Origin of the sequence: Enterobacter sp. BIDMC 26, from assembly GCF_000534435.1 — a bacterium.
Taxonomy (GTDB): Bacteria; Pseudomonadota; Gammaproteobacteria; order Enterobacterales; family Enterobacteriaceae; genus Enterobacter; species Enterobacter ludwigii.
Genome location: NZ_KI973182.1, coordinates 4,730,158 through 4,748,313, shown reverse-complemented (window position 1 = coordinate 4,748,313; position 18,156 = coordinate 4,730,158). Strand labels below are relative to the sequence as shown.

Sequence of the window (18,156 nt, the reverse complement as noted above, 5' to 3'; positions counted from 1 at the left end):
CAGAACCATAAAGGAAGCGAATATGTCCCACGCCAGCCCTCACGCACTGCAACAACGTTGCCAGCAAATTGTGACAAGCCCGGTATTGACCCCCGAGCAAAAACGTCATTTTCTGGCGCTGGAGGCGGAGAACAATCTTCCCTACCCCGCGCTGCCTCAGGCCGCTCGCACCGCGCTGGAAGAGGGATTTATCTGCGACATGTTCGAAGGCCATGCGCCTTATAAACCGCGCTATGTTCTGCCTGATTACGCCAGATTCCTCGCCAACGGCTCGGCATGGCTGGAGCTGGAAGGGGCAAAGGATCTGGATGACGCGCTCTCACTGCTGACCATCCTGTACCACCATGTTCCTTCTGTCACATCGATGCCGGTCTTCCTCGGTCATCTTGATGCATTACTGCAACCGTATGTTAATATTCTAACACAAGAAGAAATCGATAGCCGAATAAAACGTTTCTGGCGCTATCTCGACAGAACGCTTCCGGATGCGTTTATGCATGCCAATATTGGTCCGGCGGACACGCCCGTTACCCGCGCGATTTTACGCGCTGATGCAGAGCTGAAGCAGGTCGCACCGAATCTGACCTTTATTTATGATCCCGATATCACACCAGATTCGCTGCTGCTCAGGGTGGCCGAAAATCTCTGTGAATGCAGCAAACCCCATATTTCTAACGGCCCAGTGAATGATAAAATTTTCACAAAAGGCCGTTATGGCATCGTGAGTTGTTACAACTCCCTGCCGCTGGCAGGCGGCGGCAGCACGCTGGTGCGCCTGAACCTGAAGGCCATTGCCGAACATAGCGACTCGCCCGAAGACTTTTTTACCCGTACGTTGCCCCACTACTGCCAGCAGCAACTGGCCGTCATCAATGCCCGCTGCGAGTTCCTGTATCAAAAATCCGGCTTCTTTGAGAATAGCTTCCTCGTCAAAGAGGGGCTGATTGATCCCGACCGCTTTGTGCCGATGTTCGGCATGTACGGCCTGGCCGAAGCGGTGAACGTGCTGTGCGAGAAAGCGGGTTCCCCGGGCCGTTACGGTAAAGACGACCAGGCCAACGCGCTGGGGTATCGGATCAGCAAACAGCTCGCGGCGTTTGTTGAAAACACGCCGGTGAAATACGGCTGGAAACAGCGTGCGATGCTGCATGCCCAGTCCGGAATAAGCTCTGATATCGGTACGACGCCGGGCGCGCGGTTGCCTTACGGGGAGGAGCCGGACCCGATTAGCCACCTGCTGAGCGTGGCGCCACACCACAAGCACTATCACGCCGGGATTAGCGACATCCTGACGCTGGACGAGACGGTAAAACGCAACCCACAGGCCGTGGTGCAACTGTGTCTGGGTGCGTTCAACGCCGGAATGCGGGAGTTCACCGCCAACGTGGCCGGTAACGATCTGGTACGCGTGACCGGATATATGGTGCGGTTGTCCGACCTGGAGAAATACCGTGAAGCAGGGTCACGCACTAACACCACCTGGCTTGGAGAAGAAGCCGCCCGACATACCCGCATCCTGGAGCGCCAGCCACGCGTGATAAGCCATGAACAGCAGATGCGCTTTAGTTAGTCAGGTGATCCCCTTCTCCTGCGTGGACGGACCGGGCAGCCGCCTGGCTCTGTTTCTCCAGGGGTGCAACCTGCGCTGCAAAACCTGCCACAATCCGTGGACCATCGGACGCTGCAACGACTGTGGCGACTGCGTACCCCATTGCCCGCACGATGCGCTGAACATACAGGCCGGGCGGGTCTGGTGGCAGGAGAGTCAGTGTCAGCAGTGTGATACCTGCCTGCAGTTGTGCCAGCAGCAGGCAACGCCAATGGCGCACCGTTTTAGCGTCGACGAGATCCTCACTCAGCTCTCTAAATCCGCCCCCTTTATTGAAGGCATTACCGTGAGCGGCGGTGAAGCGACAACGCAGCTACCGTTCCTGGTGGCGCTCTTCACGGCGATCAAAGCCGATCCCGCCCTGCAACACCTGACGTGTCTGGTGGACAGCAACGGTCTGTTAGGGGAAACCGGCTGGCAAAAACTGCTGCCGGTATTCGACGGGGCAATGGTGGATTTGAAGGCCTGGGGGAACGAACACCATCGCTTCCTGACCGGACGCGAAAATCCGCAGATTAAGCACAGTATCCGCTGGCTGGCACACCACCAGCGGCTGGCGGAACTGCGATTACTGGTGATCCCGGAGCAATGTGATTATCTGGAGCATCTCAAAGCGCTGACGGCGTTTATCCACGCGTTGGGCAATGTCCCGGTACGCATTAACGCCTTTCATGCTCACGGCGTTTACGGTGAGGCCGCGTCCTGGCGCAGCGCCACGCCGGAAGATATTGAGCCGCTGGCGCGGGCACTGGAACAACAGCAAATCGTGGTGATCCGACCGGCGCTTTATCTATAACGTAATACCAAATACCGCGCGGGTATTCTCCAGCAGGGCATGCGCAATCACCTCTTCCGGCTCCTCGCGCAGCTCACAAAGCGTGTCAAAGACCCGAGCGGCCTGCTCCGGGCGATTTGGCTGCCCCTGAAAACCGTTGAGCGGCATATCCGGCGCGTCGGTTTCCAGTAATAATGCTTCGAGCGGCAGCTGCGCCATCACATCGCGGGTTTTACTGGCGCGTGGATAGGTGATGGTACCCCCGACGCCAATTTTATAGCCCAGCGCAATAAAGCGCTGCGCCTGCTGCAGGCTCCCTGAAAAGCCGTGCACAACGCCCCTTCGCGGAAGATCGATACGCTTCAGATGCATTGCCAGTTTGTCATGGGTTCGGCGGGAGTGAAGGATCACCGGCAGATCGTGGCGCTTCGCCAGCCGCAGCTGCGCATCAAGGATCGTCTGCTGGCGCGCAAACTGCGGATCGTCGCGATAGAGATCGAGGCCGATCTCACCGATGGCGACAAGTTTGTCGCCAGCCGTCTGCACAATGGCGTCCAGCGCGTCGATATGCTCATCAAGATGGTGTTCAATCACAATGGGATGCAGGCCGAGCGCGGCGTACAGCGCCTGGTGCCGCCTTGAGAGATCCACTACCCGCTCAAAGTATGCCGCTTCAACCGCCGGCACAATTATCGCCTCTACGCCGGCTTGTGCAGCTCGCGTGATGCTTTGCTCTTCATCCCCCGTAAACGGTGGAAAATCAAAATGACAGTGGGTATCGATAAACCGGTACGTCACGCCAGATCCTCATTATCTAACAATGCGTCATTCGCCTGCGGAGCATCCACCAGCGGCATCGCCAGCGCATCATTCGCCACCATCGCTGGTGGGGTAATAATGGCTTTATGACGATGTATAGGCGGTTGTTCAGCCAGCAGTTTGCCTATTGTCGCCAGGAAGTAACGCCCGCACAGGCGCCCCGTTTTGTAATCGGTACGCAGCGCAGGAACGCGGCTGCCCAGCGCCATGCTGACCAGCGGTTTAGGCGGGTAAATTTCAAATATACGCAGCTTACCCGGCGGTTTTTCAATAAAGCGCTGCATAGCGCCGTAGGTCGTTTCATGCTGCTTCGCGATGTTGACCAGGTGTTGCAGGCTGCTGTCGCCTAACCAGCGCTCCATGCGTTTAAACCATTGCGGGGTATAGTACATTTGCGACGGTACGGTGCGGATCACCACAATGGTGTTTGCCCCGCGTCGCGCAGCTTCCTGTACCGGCACCGCGTCACTGATGCCGCCGTCCAGATAGCTGATGCCGTCCAGCAGCGCGCCGGAACGATAGAAACCGGGAATGGCGCTGGAGGCGCGAATGATATCCAGCCAGTTCTCTTTTTGAGGAGAGAAATAGCCCGGCGTGTAGTCATCACCACGGCTGGCGCACATCCAGAACTCTTTTCCGCTGTCGAACAGGCGCGCCGCCGTATCCATTGCCAGCGGCATCTGGCTTGAGGTCGAATCCAGCAGCCAGTCGAGGTCAATCAAATTCCCGCCGCGCACAAAGCGCACCGGGTTGAAAAATTCTTTCGCCGTGGTGTAGCGCATGATCACTTTTCGCGCGTAGCCGGGCTGGTTACAGACATAAGCAGAGAGATTTTGCGCCCCGGCAGAGGTCCCGAAGTACAGGTCAAACGGGTTGAATTGCGCGCGCATAAACTCGTCCAGCACACCGGCCGTAAAAATGCCGCGCTGTCCGCCACCTTCACACACCAGCGCAAGCGGGCCTGCGCGAAACGGCTTTAACGCCAGCGGCGCAATATTGCCGAGCGTAACGGGAATTCGTTGCCCCACCTCTGCTTTCCTGTTTTCATTTTTCTGTTATGACACAGTAGCGCACCCGACCAGCGACTGAAACAAGAAAAAGCCAGTCACGAGGACTGGCTTTTTTTTGTTGAAGGAATATTGCGTTTGCTACGGACGTCGGCGACCCGTAAACAGGCTGACCAGGAACAGAATGATACCCACGACGAAGACAATTTTTGCTGCCCATGCCGCTGTACCTGCCAGACCACCAAAGCCCAATGCGGCGGCAATTAACGCGATAACCAGAAATATAATGCCCCAACGAAACATAAGCTTCTCCTTTACCATAGTTAATGTCGGCCGCTAAATGTGAGCGCGCTCAGATCACTCACCGGCGATTTTCCAGAGTCATTTTTATTTCGCCCGCTGACGTTAGCCAGACGGGCGAATGGTGCAGATTTACTTCGTTTTCAGATCGTTTTTAACGCTTTTAACACCATCGATCGCTTTCGCGATGGACTCGGCGCGCTCACTTTGCGCCTGAGAATCGACCGTACCGGAAAGCTGAACCACGCCATCGGTGGTTTCCACTTTCACTTTACGAGATGGCACGATGTCATCTGCTAAAAGTTTAGCTTTGATTTCGCTGGTGGTGGCTGCATCTCCGGCATACCCTTTCACCGACGCGTTTTTGCTGTCCCGAACGTGCAGTTTGTCGCTCACGGACGCTACACCTTCAACACCCTTCGCCACTTTTACCGCCTGTTCGGCCTGGGCCTGGCTTTCTACAAAACCACTCAGGGTGACAACTTTCTTGTCAGTTTTAACGGAAATATCGGTGCTCTTGATAGCTTCATCATCCACCAGTGCGGCTTTCACTTTTGCTGTGATTGAGCTGTCATCCATGAAATTACCGACTTTATTCATAGAGCTATCGATTTTTTGCCCTGCGGTATCGGCGGTGGACTGGGCTTTATCCATAGTGCTGGTTTCAGCCAGAGCAGAACCACTTACCAGGATGCTACCCAGTGTCACAGCCAGCAGAGTTTTAGAAATCTTCAGTCTTGTCATATTCATCGATGTATTCCTGTGTATACCCGTCATTCGGGCGACATACTTCCCTAATTGCTAGTTTTATATATTGCGAATAAACACACGGGCAAAATGGAGAACCCAAAGTCATGCATTGAACAGTTAATTCATCCACACCCGGTGTTAAACACTGAGTTAAATATAGATCACTCTCACAGTGCCGCTTTCAGATTTGGGTAAAAAACGAGCAAAAGACGCGAAATAATGTTGAATTAAGAACATTCCGCAAGAGATTAATAAGACAGGAAATAAAGAAGAGCACGGCGATTGCCGTGCTCTGAGAGGGGATCAGTGTTCGCGCGTTTTGCGGAACTGGACATCAGGATAACGTTCCTGCGTCAGGTTAAGATTGACCATGGTTGGAGCGATATACGTCAGGTTATCACCGCCATCCAGTGCCAACTGCACTTCGTTCTTACGTTTAAATTCTTCGAATTTCTTCACGTCAGAACACTCTACCCAGCGCGCGGTTGCCACGTTAACCGATTCATAGATCGCTTCCACGTTGTACTCACTCTTCAGACGCGCAACGACCACGTCGAACTGCAGCACACCGACAGCGCCTACGATCAGATCGTTGTTAGCGATAGGGCGGAACACCTGGACAGCGCCCTCTTCGGAAAGCTGAACCAGCCCTTTCAGCAGCTGTTTCTGCTTCAGCGGATCGCGCAGGCGAATACGACGGAACAGTTCCGGTGCGAAGTTCGGAATACCGGTGAACTTCATCATTTCACCCTGGGTGAAGGTATCGCCGATCTGAATCGTACCGTGGTTGTGCAGACCGATGATGTCGCCCGGATAGGCCTCTTCAACGTGCGAACGGTCGCCCGCCATAAAGGTCAGCGCGTCGGAGATCACCACATCTTTACCGATACGAACCTGACGCAGCTTCATGCCCTTTTCATACTTACCGGACACCACGCGCATAAAGGCGACGCGGTCACGGTGTTTCGGGTCCATGTTGGCCTGAATTTTAAAGACGAAACCGGTGAACTTCTCTTCTTTCGCTTCCACTTCACGGGTGTCAGTTTTACGTGACATCGGTTGTGGCGCCCACTCCACCAGGCCATCAAGCATATGGTCAACGCCGAAGTTACCCAGCGCGGTACCAAAGAAGACCGGGGTGATTTCACCGCTCAGGAACAGCTCTCTGTCGAATTCGTGAGATGCACCTTGAACCAGCTCCAGCTCGTCACGCAGCTGCGCGGCCAGCTCTTCACCCACAGCCGCATCCAGCTCCGGGTTATCCAGACCTTTTACGATACGGACTTCCTGAATGGTATGGCCTTTACCGGTTTGGTAGAGATAGGTTTCGTCTTTATAAAGGTGGTAGACACCCTTGAACAGCTTGCCGCAGCCAATGGGCCAGGTGATAGGCGCACAGGCAATTTTCAGCTCGTTTTCCACTTCATCCATCAGCTCCATCGGGTCGCGGATGTCACGGTCGAGTTTGTTCATAAAGGTGAGGATCGGCGTATCGCGCAGACGGGTAACTTCCATCAGCTTACGGGTACGATCTTCTACCCCTTTCGCGGCGTCGATGACCATCAGACAGCAGTCCACCGCCGTCAGCGTACGGTAGGTATCTTCCGAGAAGTCTTCGTGCCCCGGGGTATCCAGCAGGTTGACCAGGCAATCATGATACGGGAACTGCATCACGGAGGTGGTAATGGAAATACCACGCTGCTTTTCCATCTCCATCCAGTCAGATTTTGCATGCTGGTTGGAACCACGGCCTTTTACGGTACCCGCAGTCTGAATCGCCTGTCCGAACAGCAACACCTTCTCGGTGATGGTCGTTTTACCGGCATCCGGGTGAGAGATAATGGCAAAAGTACGGCGCCTGGCCACCTCTTGCAGATAAGGAGACAACGTCATAATGAAATCTTCTATATAAGCGCGGCGTCAGGCCGCGCATCATGGGATACGAAAAATGCGGCTATTTTACCCATCAATGGGGGGCAGGCAATCATTGTTTACACAGGAGCTGCTCCAGTTCGTTCAATGACGTGACGGTCCAGGTCGGCTGGATACCTTCCGGCAACGTGCGACCGTGTGCATTCAGCCAGACGGTCGACAGGCCGGCGTTCATCCCGCCACGAATATCCGACTCCGCGGTGTCCCCGACCATCAGCACACGTTCACGATCGGGATTGCCCGCTTGTTCCAGCGCATAATCAAAAATACGCGGATCCGGCTTAGGTACGCCCACCTCTTCAGAGATCACCAGCGCGTCAAAATGATCGCGCAGGCCCGTACGCTCAAGGCGGATCTGCTGCAGGGCGGTAAACCCGTTGGTAATAATGCCCAGCTTCGCCTTGCCTTTCAGGGCGTCCAGCAGGGAAACCGCGCCCGGCAACGGTGCGCAGATATCCGCCATGGCATTAAGGAAGGCATCGTTAAGCGCACCCGGGCTGACGTTTAACCGCTCGGCCCAGACATCAAAGCGCTGGTGCTGCAGCTGTAACGCGGTGATGGCACCGTTCTGGTAATCCACCCACAGCGGTTTGTTTACCGCCTGATAGTCCTGAAAGTCTTCAGCGGTGAAGGTAACGCTATAATCGAGAAACATCCGCTGTAGGCCGCCAAACGAGTCAAACGTAAACAGCGTTTCGTCGGCATCAAAGAAAATCCAGTCCCATTTCATCGTTACAACCTTATTTTAGTTATCCAAGCGGCAGAGCCATTATGATGGCGTCTTCACGTCCCTCTGCGGTGGGGTAGTAGTTACGGCGGATAGTCGCCTCGTTAAAGCCTAAGCTTTCATAGAGTGCGATGGCGGCGACATTCGACGCGCGCACCTCCAGCCACAGGGTGAAAACGTCACGGGTTTCGAGCTCGCGAATGAGATGCTCAAGCAGTTCTCTTCCCAGCCCCCGGCGCTGATACGCGGGATCAACCGCGATATTAAACAGCGTCGCTTCGTCCAGAACGACCTGCGTGATGGCAAAAGCGGCCATCGTGCCGTCGACGTCCAGACGGTAATTCAGATACTGCTCGCCCTGATTGCTGGCGAGGGTTTTTTCGCTCCATGGAAAAGCATGGGCGCGCGTTTCAATCGCGTACGCCGCGGTCAGGTCAGGCGTCGTGAGGGAAGAAATCGTGTTCATATTCGCAGATTTGTTGCCATAGCGCGCTGCGCGCTTTTGGGTTGGCTTTCAGTTCGTCCAGCGCTGGCGAGCAGATCTGGCTCCCTTCCAGGGAGACCTCATCGATGTCTCCCATACGCCAGCTGTTGCAGCGGCTGTCGGATGGCAGCATGGTGACCCTATCTGGCGTAAGCTGTAAAACCTGTTCAGTGGTCAGCTTCAGGCTACGAAGGACATCACCAATAAGGGGTTCATTCAGGGCAGGCAGTTCCTCCGCCACCATCACCAGCCGGACGTGCGCAGGGATGGAGATGGCGATTTCGCCCTGCAACGCCGTCGGGCGACGCAAGGCCCACTGGGTGATGCCCAGTTGCTGCAACTGCCAGTCTCGTCGGGATGTCATAGGGAAAACTCCTGTCTCTCAGGCGCGCAAATATAGCAAATGTGTCGAAACTGCGCCATCTACCTACTATAATCCCCGCCTGAGTTAATTGAGGAACAATTCATGTCTGCATTTACCCCGGCAAGTGAAGTCTTGCTGCGTCACAGTGATGATTTCGAAGAAAGCCGTATTCTGTTTGCCGGAGATATGCAGGATGACCTGCCCGCACGTTTCGACTGTGCTGAAAGCCGTGCCCACACCCAATACTACCACCACTGGCAGGTACTGAGCTGCCAGATGGACGACCGCGCGCGCTTTAGCCTGGTCGCTGAACAGAGCGACATCGCCGACTGCGACACGCTCATCTACTACTGGCCGAAGAACAAGCCAGAAGCCCAGTTCCAGCTGATGAACCTGCTTTCTCTGCTGCCCGTTGGCTGCGATATTTTCGTGGTCGGTGAGAACCGCAGTGGCGTTCGTAGCGCAGAACAGATGCTGGAAGGCTATGCGCAGCTGAATAAAATCGACAGCGCCCGTCGCTGTGGCCTGTATCACGGCCGTCTGGAAAAACAGGCGACCTTTGATGCTGAGAAATTCTGGGATGAGTATCAGCTTGACGGTCTGACCATTAAAACTCTGCCAGGCGTCTTCAGCCGCGACGGTCTGGACGTGGGCAGCCAGCTTCTGCTCTCCACCCTGACGCCGCATACGAAAGGCAAAGTGCTGGACGTCGGCTGTGGCGCGGGTGTACTGGCGACCGTACTGGCGAGCCATTCGCCAAAAGTGCGCTTAACCCTGTGCGATGTGAGCGCCCCGGCGGTTGAAGCAAGCCGCGCAACGCTTGCTGCAAACGGCCTGGAAGGCGACGTGTTTGCCAGCAACGTCTTCTCTGACGTGAATGGCCGTTTCGACATGATCATCTCCAACCCGCCGTTCCACGATGGCATGGAAACCAGCCTTGAAGCGGCGCAAACGCTGATCCGTGGTGCAGTACGTCATCTGAACAGCGGGGGTGAACTGCGTATCGTGGCTAACGCCTTCTTGCCGTACCCGAAAGTGCTGGATGAAACCTTTGGCTTCCATGAAGTCATCGCCCAGACGGGTCGCTTTAAGGTTTACCGCACCGTGATGACGCGTCAGGCTAAGAAGTAATCCCCTTATCTGGCAGGCCGGATACGCGTAACCGCTATCCGGCAAAACCTGGCGCTACCATCGGCCATTTTTGCAGCAATCAAAACAGCGTGCGCATTTTTCTGTTGACGTAAAGCTGAAAACATCTAGAATGCGCCTCCGTGGTTACGATACTTTTACAGTGTCGATGGTATGCGAAGGTGGCGGAATTGGTAGACGCGCTAGCTTCAGGTGTTAGTGTCCTTACGGACGTGGGGGTTCAAGTCCCCCCCCTCGCACCATAAATCACGTTGATATTGCTCGCACTGGGCGAAGGTGGCGGAATTGGTAGACGCGCTAGCTTCAGGTGTTAGTGTTCTTACGGACGTGGGGGTTCAAGTCCCCCCCCTCGCACCAACGAGGCGATATCAAAAAAGTAAGATGACTGTGCGAAGGTGGCGGAATTGGTAGACGCGCTAGCTTCAGGTGTTAGTGTCCTTACGGACGTGGGGGTTCAAGTCCCCCCCCTCGCACCAATTATCTTACATCCTTTCTGACGTTCTTCTCGCTTTCCGCTTATTTCAAACTCATCAGTATCACCAGAATTCCACTGACCAGTGCTACGCATGACGGCAGTAACACAAAGTGGCGCAGCTGTTTATGCCAGATCATCCCTGACGTCACTAACAGTCCTGACACAATGAGCACTTTCCAGACATCAATGGAGAGATCGGCAAACATCAGACCGCCAAGAATCGCCCCCGGCAGTAACACTCCCCAACCACTTCCCAGCGTCCTGTTCAACATGGTTCGCCCTCTCACACTGATAATGATAACCAATATCATATGATATCAATTATCATTTGTCAGCGCGATTAATCAAAAACTCTCCCCCTTTACCTTTCCTGTAATGACAGGAAATGCCTAAGGTGATAAATTGCTCACCTGTTAACTAGACCTAAAGTTTTTCTGATAATTACTCTTTGAGTTTTTTGCATCTTTCATTGCGAAACAACACCTATTTACCTGTTTTAATTAAATATTAATAAAAACGCACTACTATGACATCACAATCCTGGCGGTCTTTGGTCCACAGTAAATATCAATTATCGTTACGTTTATTTTTATTTCTGAACGCGACCTCTGCTGTGTTCTCGGTAACAAACCCGCTCTATTCTATTCGCCTGTTATCGGTCCCTCTGATTTCTATTTTTGTTATCAGCATCGGGCTGCTCGTCTGGCACTGGAAAAAGAGAACCCGCAAGGTAAATATTCCTGCCGTTTCAGCGATCTTCGGTATTTTATGGGCGTGGCAGGTGGCCTCGAAATTTTCGTTAATTACCCACGATCAGGCGACCTATTTGATCATGGCATTATTAACGGTACTGTTTATTGGTACGCTGGCCTTCGCCAGTAATATCAAAGCATTTACGCTGCACTCCTTCCCCACCTTTATTGTCTGCCTGTGGTTAAGTAATCATGATATATGGCTGAGAATGACCTATTCTTTCGCACTTCCTGTGGTAGCAATTGCGATTCATAACATTTTGCAAAGACGTAACGATCGCTTCGCGCAGGAACTGCTCTCCCGTTTGCTGGAGGAGCGTGAGACCCTCACCGATCTGAGCATGATGGACCCGCTTACCGGCCTTTATAACCGTCGCGGACTGCAAAGCCGGCTGGAGAATCTTCCGGCAGTGGAGAACGGCGAGCACTTTGTCCTGCTGATGGATATCGACCACTTTAAAGCCTACAACGACCACTACGGCCATATGATGGGCGACCAGGCGCTGATCCGGGTCTCTGCTGCCATCCGTGATGCCGTGCGTTCACGCGATATTGTGGCGCGCTTCGGCGGGGAAGAATTTATGGTTCTGCTGACCAATATTTCTCTCGAGCATGCCCGCCAGACGGCAGAGCGGATCCGCCAGAAAGTCTACGATTTAAAAATCCCGCATATGTTCAATGAAAGCGTGGCGACAAACGTCACCATCAGCATTGGGATTGCCATTTTTGAGGATGAAGACGCCGAAGGCGCACTGGAGAAAGCGGACAAAGCCCTCTACGAAGCAAAGCATATGGGGCGCAATAACATCCTGCTGAGCGAAGAGCTTCAGACCGCGTAAGCGCGGCGTCATATAACGAGGACAAAAGTCTTGCCATCGGTATGAGCAATAGTTAGGATTGGCAATCATTATCATTTAGATTTGTATCTATACTATGGCCACTCATACCGCACAAATCGTTGAACCACTTCTCTGGAGAGCCCGTCTCCCCACCGGGAATGTTTCGCTTGCGGATGCCATCAGGGATAAGATCGCTAAAACCCGCGCCCACCTGCTGGACTTTATCAGGCTGGATGAAGCGCACCCGCACCACGCCATGACGCTGGAAGAGTGGCGACAGCCGTCGACACTGCAGTCGTTGCTGGCAACCTATTCCGACCATATCTATCGCAATCAACCGACCCTTACGCGGGAAAACAAACCCCTGCTCTCCCTCTGGGCGCAGTGGTATATCGGGCTGATGGTGCCCCCACTCATGCTGGCGCTGCTCACTCAAAAGGGCATGCTGGAACTCTCCCCGGAATATTTTCATGTCGAGTTCCACGAGACCGGCCGTGCGGCCTGTTTCTGGATTGATCTCCACGAAGACCAGAATGCGGAGCACCTCTCTGCTCAGGAACGTATGGAGCAGCTCATAACTCGCGCCCTGATCCCGGTAGTGGATGCGCTGGAAGAGACGGGGGAAATCAACGGGAAGCTTATCTGGAGCAATACCGGGTATTTAATCCACTGGTATTTGACGGAAATGAAACCTCTGCTCGGTGATGAGAAGGTCGAGGCCCTGCGCCAGTCCTGTTTCTTTGCAAAACAGCTTTCCGATGGCCGCGATAACCCGTTATTCCGCACCGTGGTCCTTCGTGACGGGCTTCTGGTTCGTCGCACCTGCTGCCAGCGTTATCGCCTGCCGGACGTTCAGCAGTGTGGAGATTGTACGCTCAAGTAAGGTCAGGTGTTGCCGGGTCGCATTAACGCTGACCCGGCATCCGTTTCTCACGCTACCTGCTGATTTTCCTCTTCCGCATTACGTTGCGCTTCTTCCGCTTCCTGCTCCAGCAGCTGCTTCTCGTACACTTTAAAGAACGGGAAGTAGATGATGGCCGATACGCACGCCAGGACCACCACCAGAATGGCTGCACGGAAATCCCAGCCCAGCGCCCATGCGGCACCTACCGGTGCAGGTGCCGTCCACGGCACAACGGAGATCACGCGGCCAATCAGATCGAACTTCATCGCCGACCAGGCCAACACGGCGTTAACCATGGGTGCCAGCAGGAACGGAATAAAGAACACCGGGTTCATGACAATCGGCGTACCGAAAATAACGGGTTCGTTGATGTTAAAGAGGCTTGGCACCACGCTCAGGCGGCCGATAGAACGCAGATGAGCGGAGCGGCTGCGCAGGTAGCAGAACACCAGCCCCATCGTGGCACCTGACCCCCCGATGACGATAAAGAACGTCCAGAACGCTTCCATAAAAATATGCGGCAGCGGCTGGCTGGCGGCCAGCGCGGTCTGGTTAGCGCCCAGGTTGGTCAGCCAGAACATCTGCAACATCCCGGAGACAATCGCGGCGCCGTGGATCCCGGCGAACCACAGCAAATGCCCAATCAACACCGCCAGCAGGATTGCCGGCAGGGAGTCTGCGGCGGAAACCAGCGGTTTGAAGACAGACATAATCGCCTGCGGGATCAGCATGCCAAACTCAGACTGAATCACCAGACTCAACGGGTAAAGCGTCAACACCACCACCAGCACCGGGATCAACAGATCAAAGGAGTTTTTGATCATCGGCGGAACCTGGTCCGGCAGACGGATCCCGATGTTATGCGCTTTGAGAAAACGCATCATCTCAACGCAGTAGATAGCCACCAGAATCGCGGTAAAAATACCTGTCCCGCCGAGGCTGTCGACCGGAAGCGTGCCTTTGGTTTTCGGCGCCGCGACCAGCAGAAACGCCATCAGCGACAGCATGGCGCACATAAACGGGTCTAACTGATGCGATTTGACATAGTGTTTGCCAAGGTTATAGGCAATGGCCGCGCAGATATACAGGGACATAACGCCCATCGTCATATCAAACGGCGTGAGGATCTGACCTTCAAATTGCTTTGCCATGTCCAGCCAGGCGCGCGCGAAACCCCAGGTGGTATCAGGCGAAAACGGTGGATACGCGAAGACGAGTAAAAATGAACCCACAATCATGAACGGCATCGCGGAGATAAAGCCATCACGAATAGCCATAACATGACGCTGGGAGGAGATCCGCCCGGCAATCGGGCTGACGTAATTTTCTACAAAACGAAATATCAGATTAAACGCAGCATGGTTGGCAGACATAGCAGATCTCCTTTCAGACGTTTATGACGGGCGCATTCACGCCATACGTTGGTCCATACATCACCTTCACAACCTTGCCGGCGCGTTTACCAGCGGTACTGCTCAGACGGAATGGTTTCATATTTAGCTCTTATTATTGGATACAGGGGACGTTACACAGTCAGTATTAATCTCTCACTCACGGTCTGCAACCGGTTACTGTAACCGGTTTCCGTGAATGTGAAGGCGATCCAGAAATCGGCCGTGTGGGATATTTGTTACTGAAGAGATATTTACAGAGCATAAATTCTTATGACAGATTACGCGGGATATTTGTCAGGAGGAAACAATGAGTTTGCAGTCTGTACAGCAGTTTTTTGCCGACAACGCTCCGGATATAGAGGTTATTGAACTTAGCCAGAGTACCGCAACCGTTGCGTTGGCTGCTGCCGCCCATCGTGTTGAGCCGGGACAAATCGCCAAGACGCTGTCGTTGAAGGTTAAAAATGACATCATTCTGGTGGTCGCGAAAGGTGATGCGCGTCTGGATAATAAAAAACTGAAAGACACGTTTGGCGCAAAAGCACGCATGCTCAGTTGTGATGAAGTGGTCACCATCACGGGTCATCCTGTTGGCGGCGTGTGCCCGTTTGGGCTGGAAAATCCGCTCGCGGTTTATTGCGATATTTCACTGAAACAGTATGCTGAAGTGCTGCCGGCCGCGGGTGCAATTCACAGTGCCGTGCGTATTTCACCAGACAGAATGGCAGAACTGACGTCCGCAAAATGGGTAGATGTTTGCATCTGAATGAGGCGCCAGAGCCTGTCTGGCGCACAGATATCAGCTTATAAAAATGTCGGCTGGCTTAATACTGATGTTCGAGGATCCCGGGCCGGAAGATGAGTCAGAATATCTGCCGCATCAAGCAGTCCCACGTCAGAATTGACCCCAAGCTTCACCATCGCATTAAACTTGTGCGCCCGGATGGTCTTAATATTGCGCTCAAGCTGCGCGGCGATTTCAGGAATAGAAAACCCGCAGGACATATACCGCAAAATCGCCCGCTCCGTTGGGCTTAACATCCTGTTTTGACTCTTGTACCAGTGGTTGAGCATATTGTCATTGATGTGCAGCGTTTCACTCAGCAACACCAGCAGTTCCTCCTGCAGGCGGTCGAGCGACACCGATTTACTGACGACACCGTGAAGGCGTGAAGGGGAAAGATGGCTGATTAACCGCGCTTCCATTTCATCTGCCGCCAGGATGATGCGCTGAATATGATTATGCGTAAATGCGAGATCCCGCAGGGATGCCAGGCAGTTTCGACGCTCTTCTCGCGCATCAGAAAGTGAATAGATCAGCGAGAAAAAAGAGACATGAGGAAGCGCCTTCTTAAAGCAGTCAAACTCACTGAACATGTGCAGTTGATAATGGCTGAGCGTGGGCAGCGCAAACAGGTGCTCCAGCCCGACGGCACTCATCGCGCAATTTTCGATGACGGCAATATGTCTTGTTGAACCGGTTTTATCCATTCCTCGAACTCTCCATAGGCTGACATTAAACTCAGCTCTCTCAATCCCTGAGTACTGTTGATCCAGGCGTACAGATCGGCATTACTCCGTAATGACAACCGTCGCATCGCACTGTTTTTCTGTGCACTGATCGTTTTATTGCTCTTCTTGAGCAAAGTGGCAATTTGGTTAATCCCCCAGCCCTTGCCTAACAGACGCAATACCTTGCGTTCAGAGTGGGTGAGCGCAATGACGCGGTCGTCTTCATCATCGTTACAGGCAGGCTCGGGCGTTAATAACGTCTGGCTTATCCGCTCTGCCCGTTCACTGCCTGCACGGATGGCGTTAATTACGCCTTCTATCGGCTCCATATCAGAAAGCAACGTGCTTTCCGGACGCATCAGCAGCTCAACGGCAATAGGGTAAAGCGGCCGGGAGACTAAAAAAATCCAGTGAATATCCCGATATTGATTTAATAAACCGTAATATTCTTCGAGCGTGCCCCGGGGATTCCTGTATTCACCTGAAATATCAGCGATAATGACGTCTGCACGCCGTAACTGCAGCAGAGTTAATTCCTGCAGCGAACGGCAAAACGTTAAATCAAAATCGGCAAAATGGCGTGTCATCACGCCCCCCAACCCGTTTTGCATTACGGGTATCCTGCTAATGACGACGCCATGTTTACCATTCAATGACGACATAGACCCTCCGTGTCCATTTTCATATGATGAGTAACGTTAAAACGCATCAAGGTATAAGTGTATTCGTCCCTGAGTGTAAAACTGATTAATACAAGCAGAAGATGAGATGTGTGCTTCATTTAAGAAATGCCTAAAACAGCGGTAATATCTCACAAAGCACAGATAAATTTAATTATAAAGGCCTTAAAATAATTAAAATATAAACTTAGTAAAACTAAATATAAATATCTTATATTTCCCAATTAATAATTCATCATATTTATGATCCAAAACCGCATCCCGCCGCCAGACAGCCCGCAACTGTTTGCATAAAGCTTGATCTGACCCACAGCTAGAGGCACTGCAGTTTGTGCTAAAAGTAAGCATGACGGGCCAACAGGCAAGCTATTCACCTTCTCTTCAGGACATGACATGCAGGCAGATCGATCAACGCAGCGTGCCATCACGCGGCTCTGTATTCAGTGCGGTCTTTTTCTGCTCCAGCACGGGGCGGAAAGCGCGCTGGTCGAGGAACTTTCCACCCGGTTGGGGCTGGCGCTGGGTATGGATAGCGTTGAGAGCGCCATTTCATCCAATGCTATCGTGTTGACCACCATAAAAGACGGTCAGTGCCTGACCTCCACCCGCAAAAACCACGACCGCGGCATCAATATGCACGTTGTAACCGAGGTCCAGCATATTGTCATTCTTGCTGAGCATAAGCTTCTCGACCTGCACGACATTGAAAAACGGTTCAACCAGATTAAGCCCTTACGTTATCCCCGCTGGCTGGTGGTGTTAATGGTCGGGCTGTCCTGCGCCTGTTTTTGTAAGCTCAACAAAGGCGGCTGGGACGGCGCGGTCATCACCTTTTTCGCCAGCAGCATCGCCATGTACGTGCGCCAGCTCCTGACGCACCGCCAACTCCACCCGCAAATTAATTTCTGCATTACCGCTTTTGTCGCCACCACGGTTTCTGGCCTGCTGCTTCGTCTGCCGCAGTTTGCCAACACGCCGACGATTGCCATGGCGGCCAGCGTGCTTCTGCTGGTGCCCGGCTTCCCGTTGATTAACGCCGTAGCCGATATGTTTAAGGGGCACATCAATACCGGTCTGGCACGCTGGGCGATTGCCAGCCTGCTGACGCTTGCAACCTGCATTGGTGTGGTAATGGCCATGACACTCTGGGGGTTACGCGGATGGGCGTGATCGATTTTCTGCTGGCGCTGGCGCAGGATATGCTGCTGGCCGCGATCCCTGCCGTCGGTTTTGCGATGGTCTTTAACGTTCCGCAACGCGCGTTACCGTGGTGCGCGCTGTTGGGTGCTATTGGTCATGGCTCGCGAATGGTGATGATGACGGCGGGATTCAACATTGAATGGTCAACATTTATGGCCTCAATGCTGGTCGGTAGCATCGGAATTCAGTGGTCGCGCTGGTATCTGGCGCATCCCAAGGTGTTCACCGTCGCTGCCGTTATCCCGATGTTCCCCGGCATATCTGCCTATACGGCCATGATTTCCGCGGTAAAAATCAGCCATTTCGGCTACACCGAACCGCAAATGATCCTCCTTCTGAGCAACTTTCTTAAGGCTTCGTCCATTGTCGGTGCGCTCTCTATCGGACTGTCGATCCCCGGACTGTGGCTGTACCGCAAACGTCCACGGGTTTGAGATTTGTGTTATTACGCTGCCGTGAGGATAATCACTCCAATCCGTTTGGT

General features: G+C 53.5%; 20 protein-coding genes and 3 tRNA genes. 11 read left to right on the top strand and 12 right to left on the bottom strand.

The annotated features are described in order from the left end of the window. Positions 1 to 22 precede the first annotated feature (22 nt). Positions 23 to 1,570 (top strand): YjjI family glycine radical enzyme, encoded by a 1,548-nt coding sequence (locus tag L462_RS01320; protein ID WP_032679584.1) that lies wholly within the window; start codon positions 23 to 25, stop codon positions 1,568 to 1,570. Next, positions 1,545 to 2,405, top strand: a complete 861-nt coding sequence (locus tag L462_RS01325) for a YjjW family glycine radical enzyme activase (RefSeq protein ID WP_020885284.1) — start codon at positions 1,545 to 1,547, stop codon at positions 2,403 to 2,405. Before L462_RS01320 ends, L462_RS01325 begins: the two co-directional genes overlap by 26 nt. On the opposite strand, the gene L462_RS01330 is transcribed toward L462_RS01325, so the two are convergent. The 8 genes from L462_RS01330 to L462_RS01365 all read right to left on the bottom strand — a co-directional run bounded on the left by L462_RS01330 (position 2,400) and on the right by L462_RS01365 (position 8,767). Continuing rightward, positions 2,400 to 3,182 (bottom strand): TatD family hydrolase, encoded by a 783-nt coding sequence (locus L462_RS01330; protein ID WP_032679583.1) that lies wholly within the window; start codon positions 3,180 to 3,182, stop codon positions 2,400 to 2,402. The genes L462_RS01325 and L462_RS01330 overlap by 6 nt on opposite strands. Continuing rightward, entirely contained in the window at positions 3,179 to 4,231 is a 1,053-nt protein-coding gene (locus L462_RS01335; RefSeq protein WP_032679582.1) for a patatin-like phospholipase family protein, read from the bottom strand. The genes L462_RS01330 and L462_RS01335 overlap by 4 nt, the downstream gene beginning before the upstream one ends. A 120-nt stretch (positions 4,232 to 4,351) precedes the next feature. Then, positions 4,352 to 4,513 (bottom strand): DUF1328 domain-containing protein, encoded by a 162-nt coding sequence (locus L462_RS01340; RefSeq protein ID WP_003856556.1) that lies wholly within the window; start codon positions 4,511 to 4,513, stop codon positions 4,352 to 4,354. 129 nt (positions 4,514 to 4,642) lie between these two features. Continuing rightward, the gene (osmY, locus tag L462_RS01345) at positions 4,643 to 5,260 is read right to left on the bottom strand and encodes a molecular chaperone OsmY (RefSeq protein ID WP_020885287.1); all 618 of its coding nucleotides are present in this window, start codon (positions 5,258 to 5,260) and stop codon (positions 4,643 to 4,645) included. A gap of 303 nt (positions 5,261 to 5,563) precedes the next feature. Continuing rightward, on the bottom strand, positions 5,564 to 7,153 hold the full coding sequence (prfC, locus tag L462_RS01350; RefSeq protein WP_014168520.1) for a peptide chain release factor 3: 1,590 nt from the start codon (positions 7,151 to 7,153) through the stop codon (positions 5,564 to 5,566). A 91-nt stretch (positions 7,154 to 7,244) separates the two neighbouring features. After that, positions 7,245 to 7,922, bottom strand: a complete 678-nt coding sequence (gene yjjG, locus L462_RS01355; RefSeq protein ID WP_014168519.1) for a pyrimidine 5'-nucleotidase — start codon at positions 7,920 to 7,922, stop codon at positions 7,245 to 7,247. A 19-nt stretch (positions 7,923 to 7,941) separates the two neighbouring features. Continuing rightward, the gene (gene rimI, locus L462_RS01360; RefSeq protein ID WP_032679581.1) at positions 7,942 to 8,385 is read right to left on the bottom strand and encodes a ribosomal protein S18-alanine N-acetyltransferase; all 444 of its coding nucleotides are present in this window, start codon (positions 8,383 to 8,385) and stop codon (positions 7,942 to 7,944) included. Further along, positions 8,354 to 8,767, bottom strand: coding sequence for a DNA polymerase III subunit psi (locus tag L462_RS01365; protein WP_014168517.1), 414 nt, complete (start codon positions 8,765 to 8,767; stop codon positions 8,354 to 8,356). The genes rimI and L462_RS01365 overlap by 32 nt, the downstream gene beginning before the upstream one ends. Before the next feature lie 102 nt (positions 8,768 to 8,869). On the opposite strand from L462_RS01365, the gene rsmC reads away from it, so the two are divergent. From rsmC to L462_RS01385, 4 genes are all read left to right on the top strand, one after another. Continuing rightward, positions 8,870 to 9,898 carry a 16S rRNA (guanine(1207)-N(2))-methyltransferase RsmC gene (gene rsmC, locus L462_RS01370; protein ID WP_032679580.1) on the top strand — a complete coding sequence of 343 codons (1,029 nt, stop codon included), beginning with the start codon at positions 8,870 to 8,872 and terminating at the stop codon, positions 9,896 to 9,898. Positions 9,899 to 10,071: 173 nt separating this feature from the next. Further along, positions 10,072 to 10,158: transfer RNA gene (locus tag L462_RS01375), tRNA-Leu, on the top strand. Between the two features lie 28 nt (positions 10,159 to 10,186). Then, positions 10,187 to 10,273: transfer RNA gene (locus L462_RS01380), tRNA-Leu, on the top strand. Positions 10,274 to 10,305: 32 nt separating this feature from the next. Then, a tRNA-Leu gene (locus L462_RS01385) sits at positions 10,306 to 10,392 on the top strand. A 40-nt stretch (positions 10,393 to 10,432) separates the two neighbouring features. On the opposite strand, the gene L462_RS01390 is transcribed toward L462_RS01385, so the two are convergent. After that, complete coding sequence (locus L462_RS01390; protein WP_072031470.1) at positions 10,433 to 10,702, bottom strand: DUF1435 domain-containing protein; 270 nt, start codon at positions 10,700 to 10,702, stop codon at positions 10,433 to 10,435. 215 nt (positions 10,703 to 10,917) lie between these two features. Here L462_RS01390 and L462_RS01395 point away from each other — a divergent pair, with 215 nt between their 5' ends. Continuing rightward, positions 10,918 to 11,982, top strand: coding sequence for a GGDEF domain-containing protein (locus tag L462_RS01395; protein WP_020885291.1), 1,065 nt, complete (start codon positions 10,918 to 10,920; stop codon positions 11,980 to 11,982). A gap of 94 nt (positions 11,983 to 12,076) precedes the next feature. Beyond that, a complete protein-coding gene (gene fhuF / locus L462_RS01400) occupies positions 12,077 to 12,865 on the top strand; it encodes a siderophore-iron reductase FhuF (protein ID WP_020885292.1) in 789 nt (262 codons plus the stop codon). A gap of 47 nt (positions 12,866 to 12,912) precedes the next feature. Here the strand turns inward: fhuF and L462_RS01405 are convergent, their stop codons facing one another. Continuing rightward, positions 12,913 to 14,259, bottom strand: coding sequence for a PTS sugar transporter subunit IIC (locus L462_RS01405; RefSeq protein WP_025205610.1), 1,347 nt, complete (start codon positions 14,257 to 14,259; stop codon positions 12,913 to 12,915). A 328-nt stretch (positions 14,260 to 14,587) separates the two neighbouring features. On the opposite strand from L462_RS01405, the gene L462_RS01410 reads away from it, so the two are divergent. Beyond that, positions 14,588 to 15,046 carry a YbaK/EbsC family protein gene (locus tag L462_RS01410; RefSeq protein ID WP_032679578.1) on the top strand — a complete coding sequence of 153 codons (459 nt, stop codon included), beginning with the start codon at positions 14,588 to 14,590 and terminating at the stop codon, positions 15,044 to 15,046. 38 nt (positions 15,047 to 15,084) lie between these two features. Here the strand turns inward: L462_RS01410 and bglJ are convergent, their stop codons facing one another. After that, the gene (bglJ, locus tag L462_RS01415; protein WP_032670772.1) at positions 15,085 to 15,720 is read right to left on the bottom strand and encodes a DNA-binding transcriptional activator BglJ; all 636 of its coding nucleotides are present in this window, start codon (positions 15,718 to 15,720) and stop codon (positions 15,085 to 15,087) included. Beyond that, on the bottom strand, positions 15,717 to 16,454 hold the full coding sequence (locus L462_RS01420; RefSeq protein WP_014168509.1) for a helix-turn-helix transcriptional regulator: 738 nt from the start codon (positions 16,452 to 16,454) through the stop codon (positions 15,717 to 15,719). Before L462_RS01420 ends, bglJ begins: the two co-directional genes overlap by 4 nt. Before the next feature lie 411 nt (positions 16,455 to 16,865). On the opposite strand from L462_RS01420, the gene L462_RS01425 reads away from it, so the two are divergent. Next, on the top strand, positions 16,866 to 17,642 hold the full coding sequence (locus tag L462_RS01425; protein ID WP_014168508.1) for a threonine/serine exporter family protein: 777 nt from the start codon (positions 16,866 to 16,868) through the stop codon (positions 17,640 to 17,642). Next, entirely contained in the window at positions 17,633 to 18,106 is a 474-nt protein-coding gene (locus tag L462_RS01430; protein WP_020885295.1) for a threonine/serine exporter, read from the top strand. Before L462_RS01425 ends, L462_RS01430 begins: the two co-directional genes overlap by 10 nt. Positions 18,107 to 18,156 lie beyond the last annotated feature (50 nt).

Coding starts and splice junctions, on each gene's coding strand:
- bglJ (WP_032670772.1), bottom strand. CDS start 15,720: ATGAGTGCCGTCGGGCTGGAGCACCTGTTTGCGCTGCCCACGCTCAGC.
- L462_RS01325 (WP_020885284.1), top strand. CDS start 1,545: ATGAACAGCAGATGCGCTTTAGTTAGTCAGGTGATCCCCTTCTCCTGC.
- L462_RS01405 (WP_025205610.1), bottom strand. CDS start 14,259: ATGTCTGCCAACCATGCTGCGTTTAATCTGATATTTCGTTTTGTAGAA.
- L462_RS01390 (WP_072031470.1), bottom strand. CDS start 10,702: ATGATATTGGTTATCATTATCAGTGTGAGAGGGCGAACCATGTTGAAC.
- L462_RS01340 (WP_003856556.1), bottom strand. CDS start 4,513: ATGTTTCGTTGGGGCATTATATTTCTGGTTATCGCGTTAATTGCCGCC.
- rsmC (WP_032679580.1), top strand. CDS start 8,870: ATGTCTGCATTTACCCCGGCAAGTGAAGTCTTGCTGCGTCACAGTGAT.
- osmY (WP_020885287.1), bottom strand. CDS start 5,260: ATGAATATGACAAGACTGAAGATTTCTAAAACTCTGCTGGCTGTGACA.
- L462_RS01425 (WP_014168508.1), top strand. CDS start 16,866: ATGCAGGCAGATCGATCAACGCAGCGTGCCATCACGCGGCTCTGTATT.
- L462_RS01320 (WP_032679584.1), top strand. CDS start 23: ATGTCCCACGCCAGCCCTCACGCACTGCAACAACGTTGCCAGCAAATT.
- fhuF (WP_020885292.1), top strand. CDS start 12,077: ATGGCCACTCATACCGCACAAATCGTTGAACCACTTCTCTGGAGAGCC.
- L462_RS01410 (WP_032679578.1), top strand. CDS start 14,588: ATGAGTTTGCAGTCTGTACAGCAGTTTTTTGCCGACAACGCTCCGGAT.
- L462_RS01420 (WP_014168509.1), bottom strand. CDS start 16,454: ATGTCGTCATTGAATGGTAAACATGGCGTCGTCATTAGCAGGATACCC.
- rimI (WP_032679581.1), bottom strand. CDS start 8,385: ATGAACACGATTTCTTCCCTCACGACGCCTGACCTGACCGCGGCGTAC.
- yjjG (WP_014168519.1), bottom strand. CDS start 7,922: ATGAAATGGGACTGGATTTTCTTTGATGCCGACGAAACGCTGTTTACG.
- L462_RS01365 (WP_014168517.1), bottom strand. CDS start 8,767: ATGACATCCCGACGAGACTGGCAGTTGCAGCAACTGGGCATCACCCAG.
- L462_RS01430 (WP_020885295.1), top strand. CDS start 17,633: ATGGGCGTGATCGATTTTCTGCTGGCGCTGGCGCAGGATATGCTGCTG.
- prfC (WP_014168520.1), bottom strand. CDS start 7,153: ATGACGTTGTCTCCTTATCTGCAAGAGGTGGCCAGGCGCCGTACTTTT.
- L462_RS01395 (WP_020885291.1), top strand. CDS start 10,918: ATGACATCACAATCCTGGCGGTCTTTGGTCCACAGTAAATATCAATTA.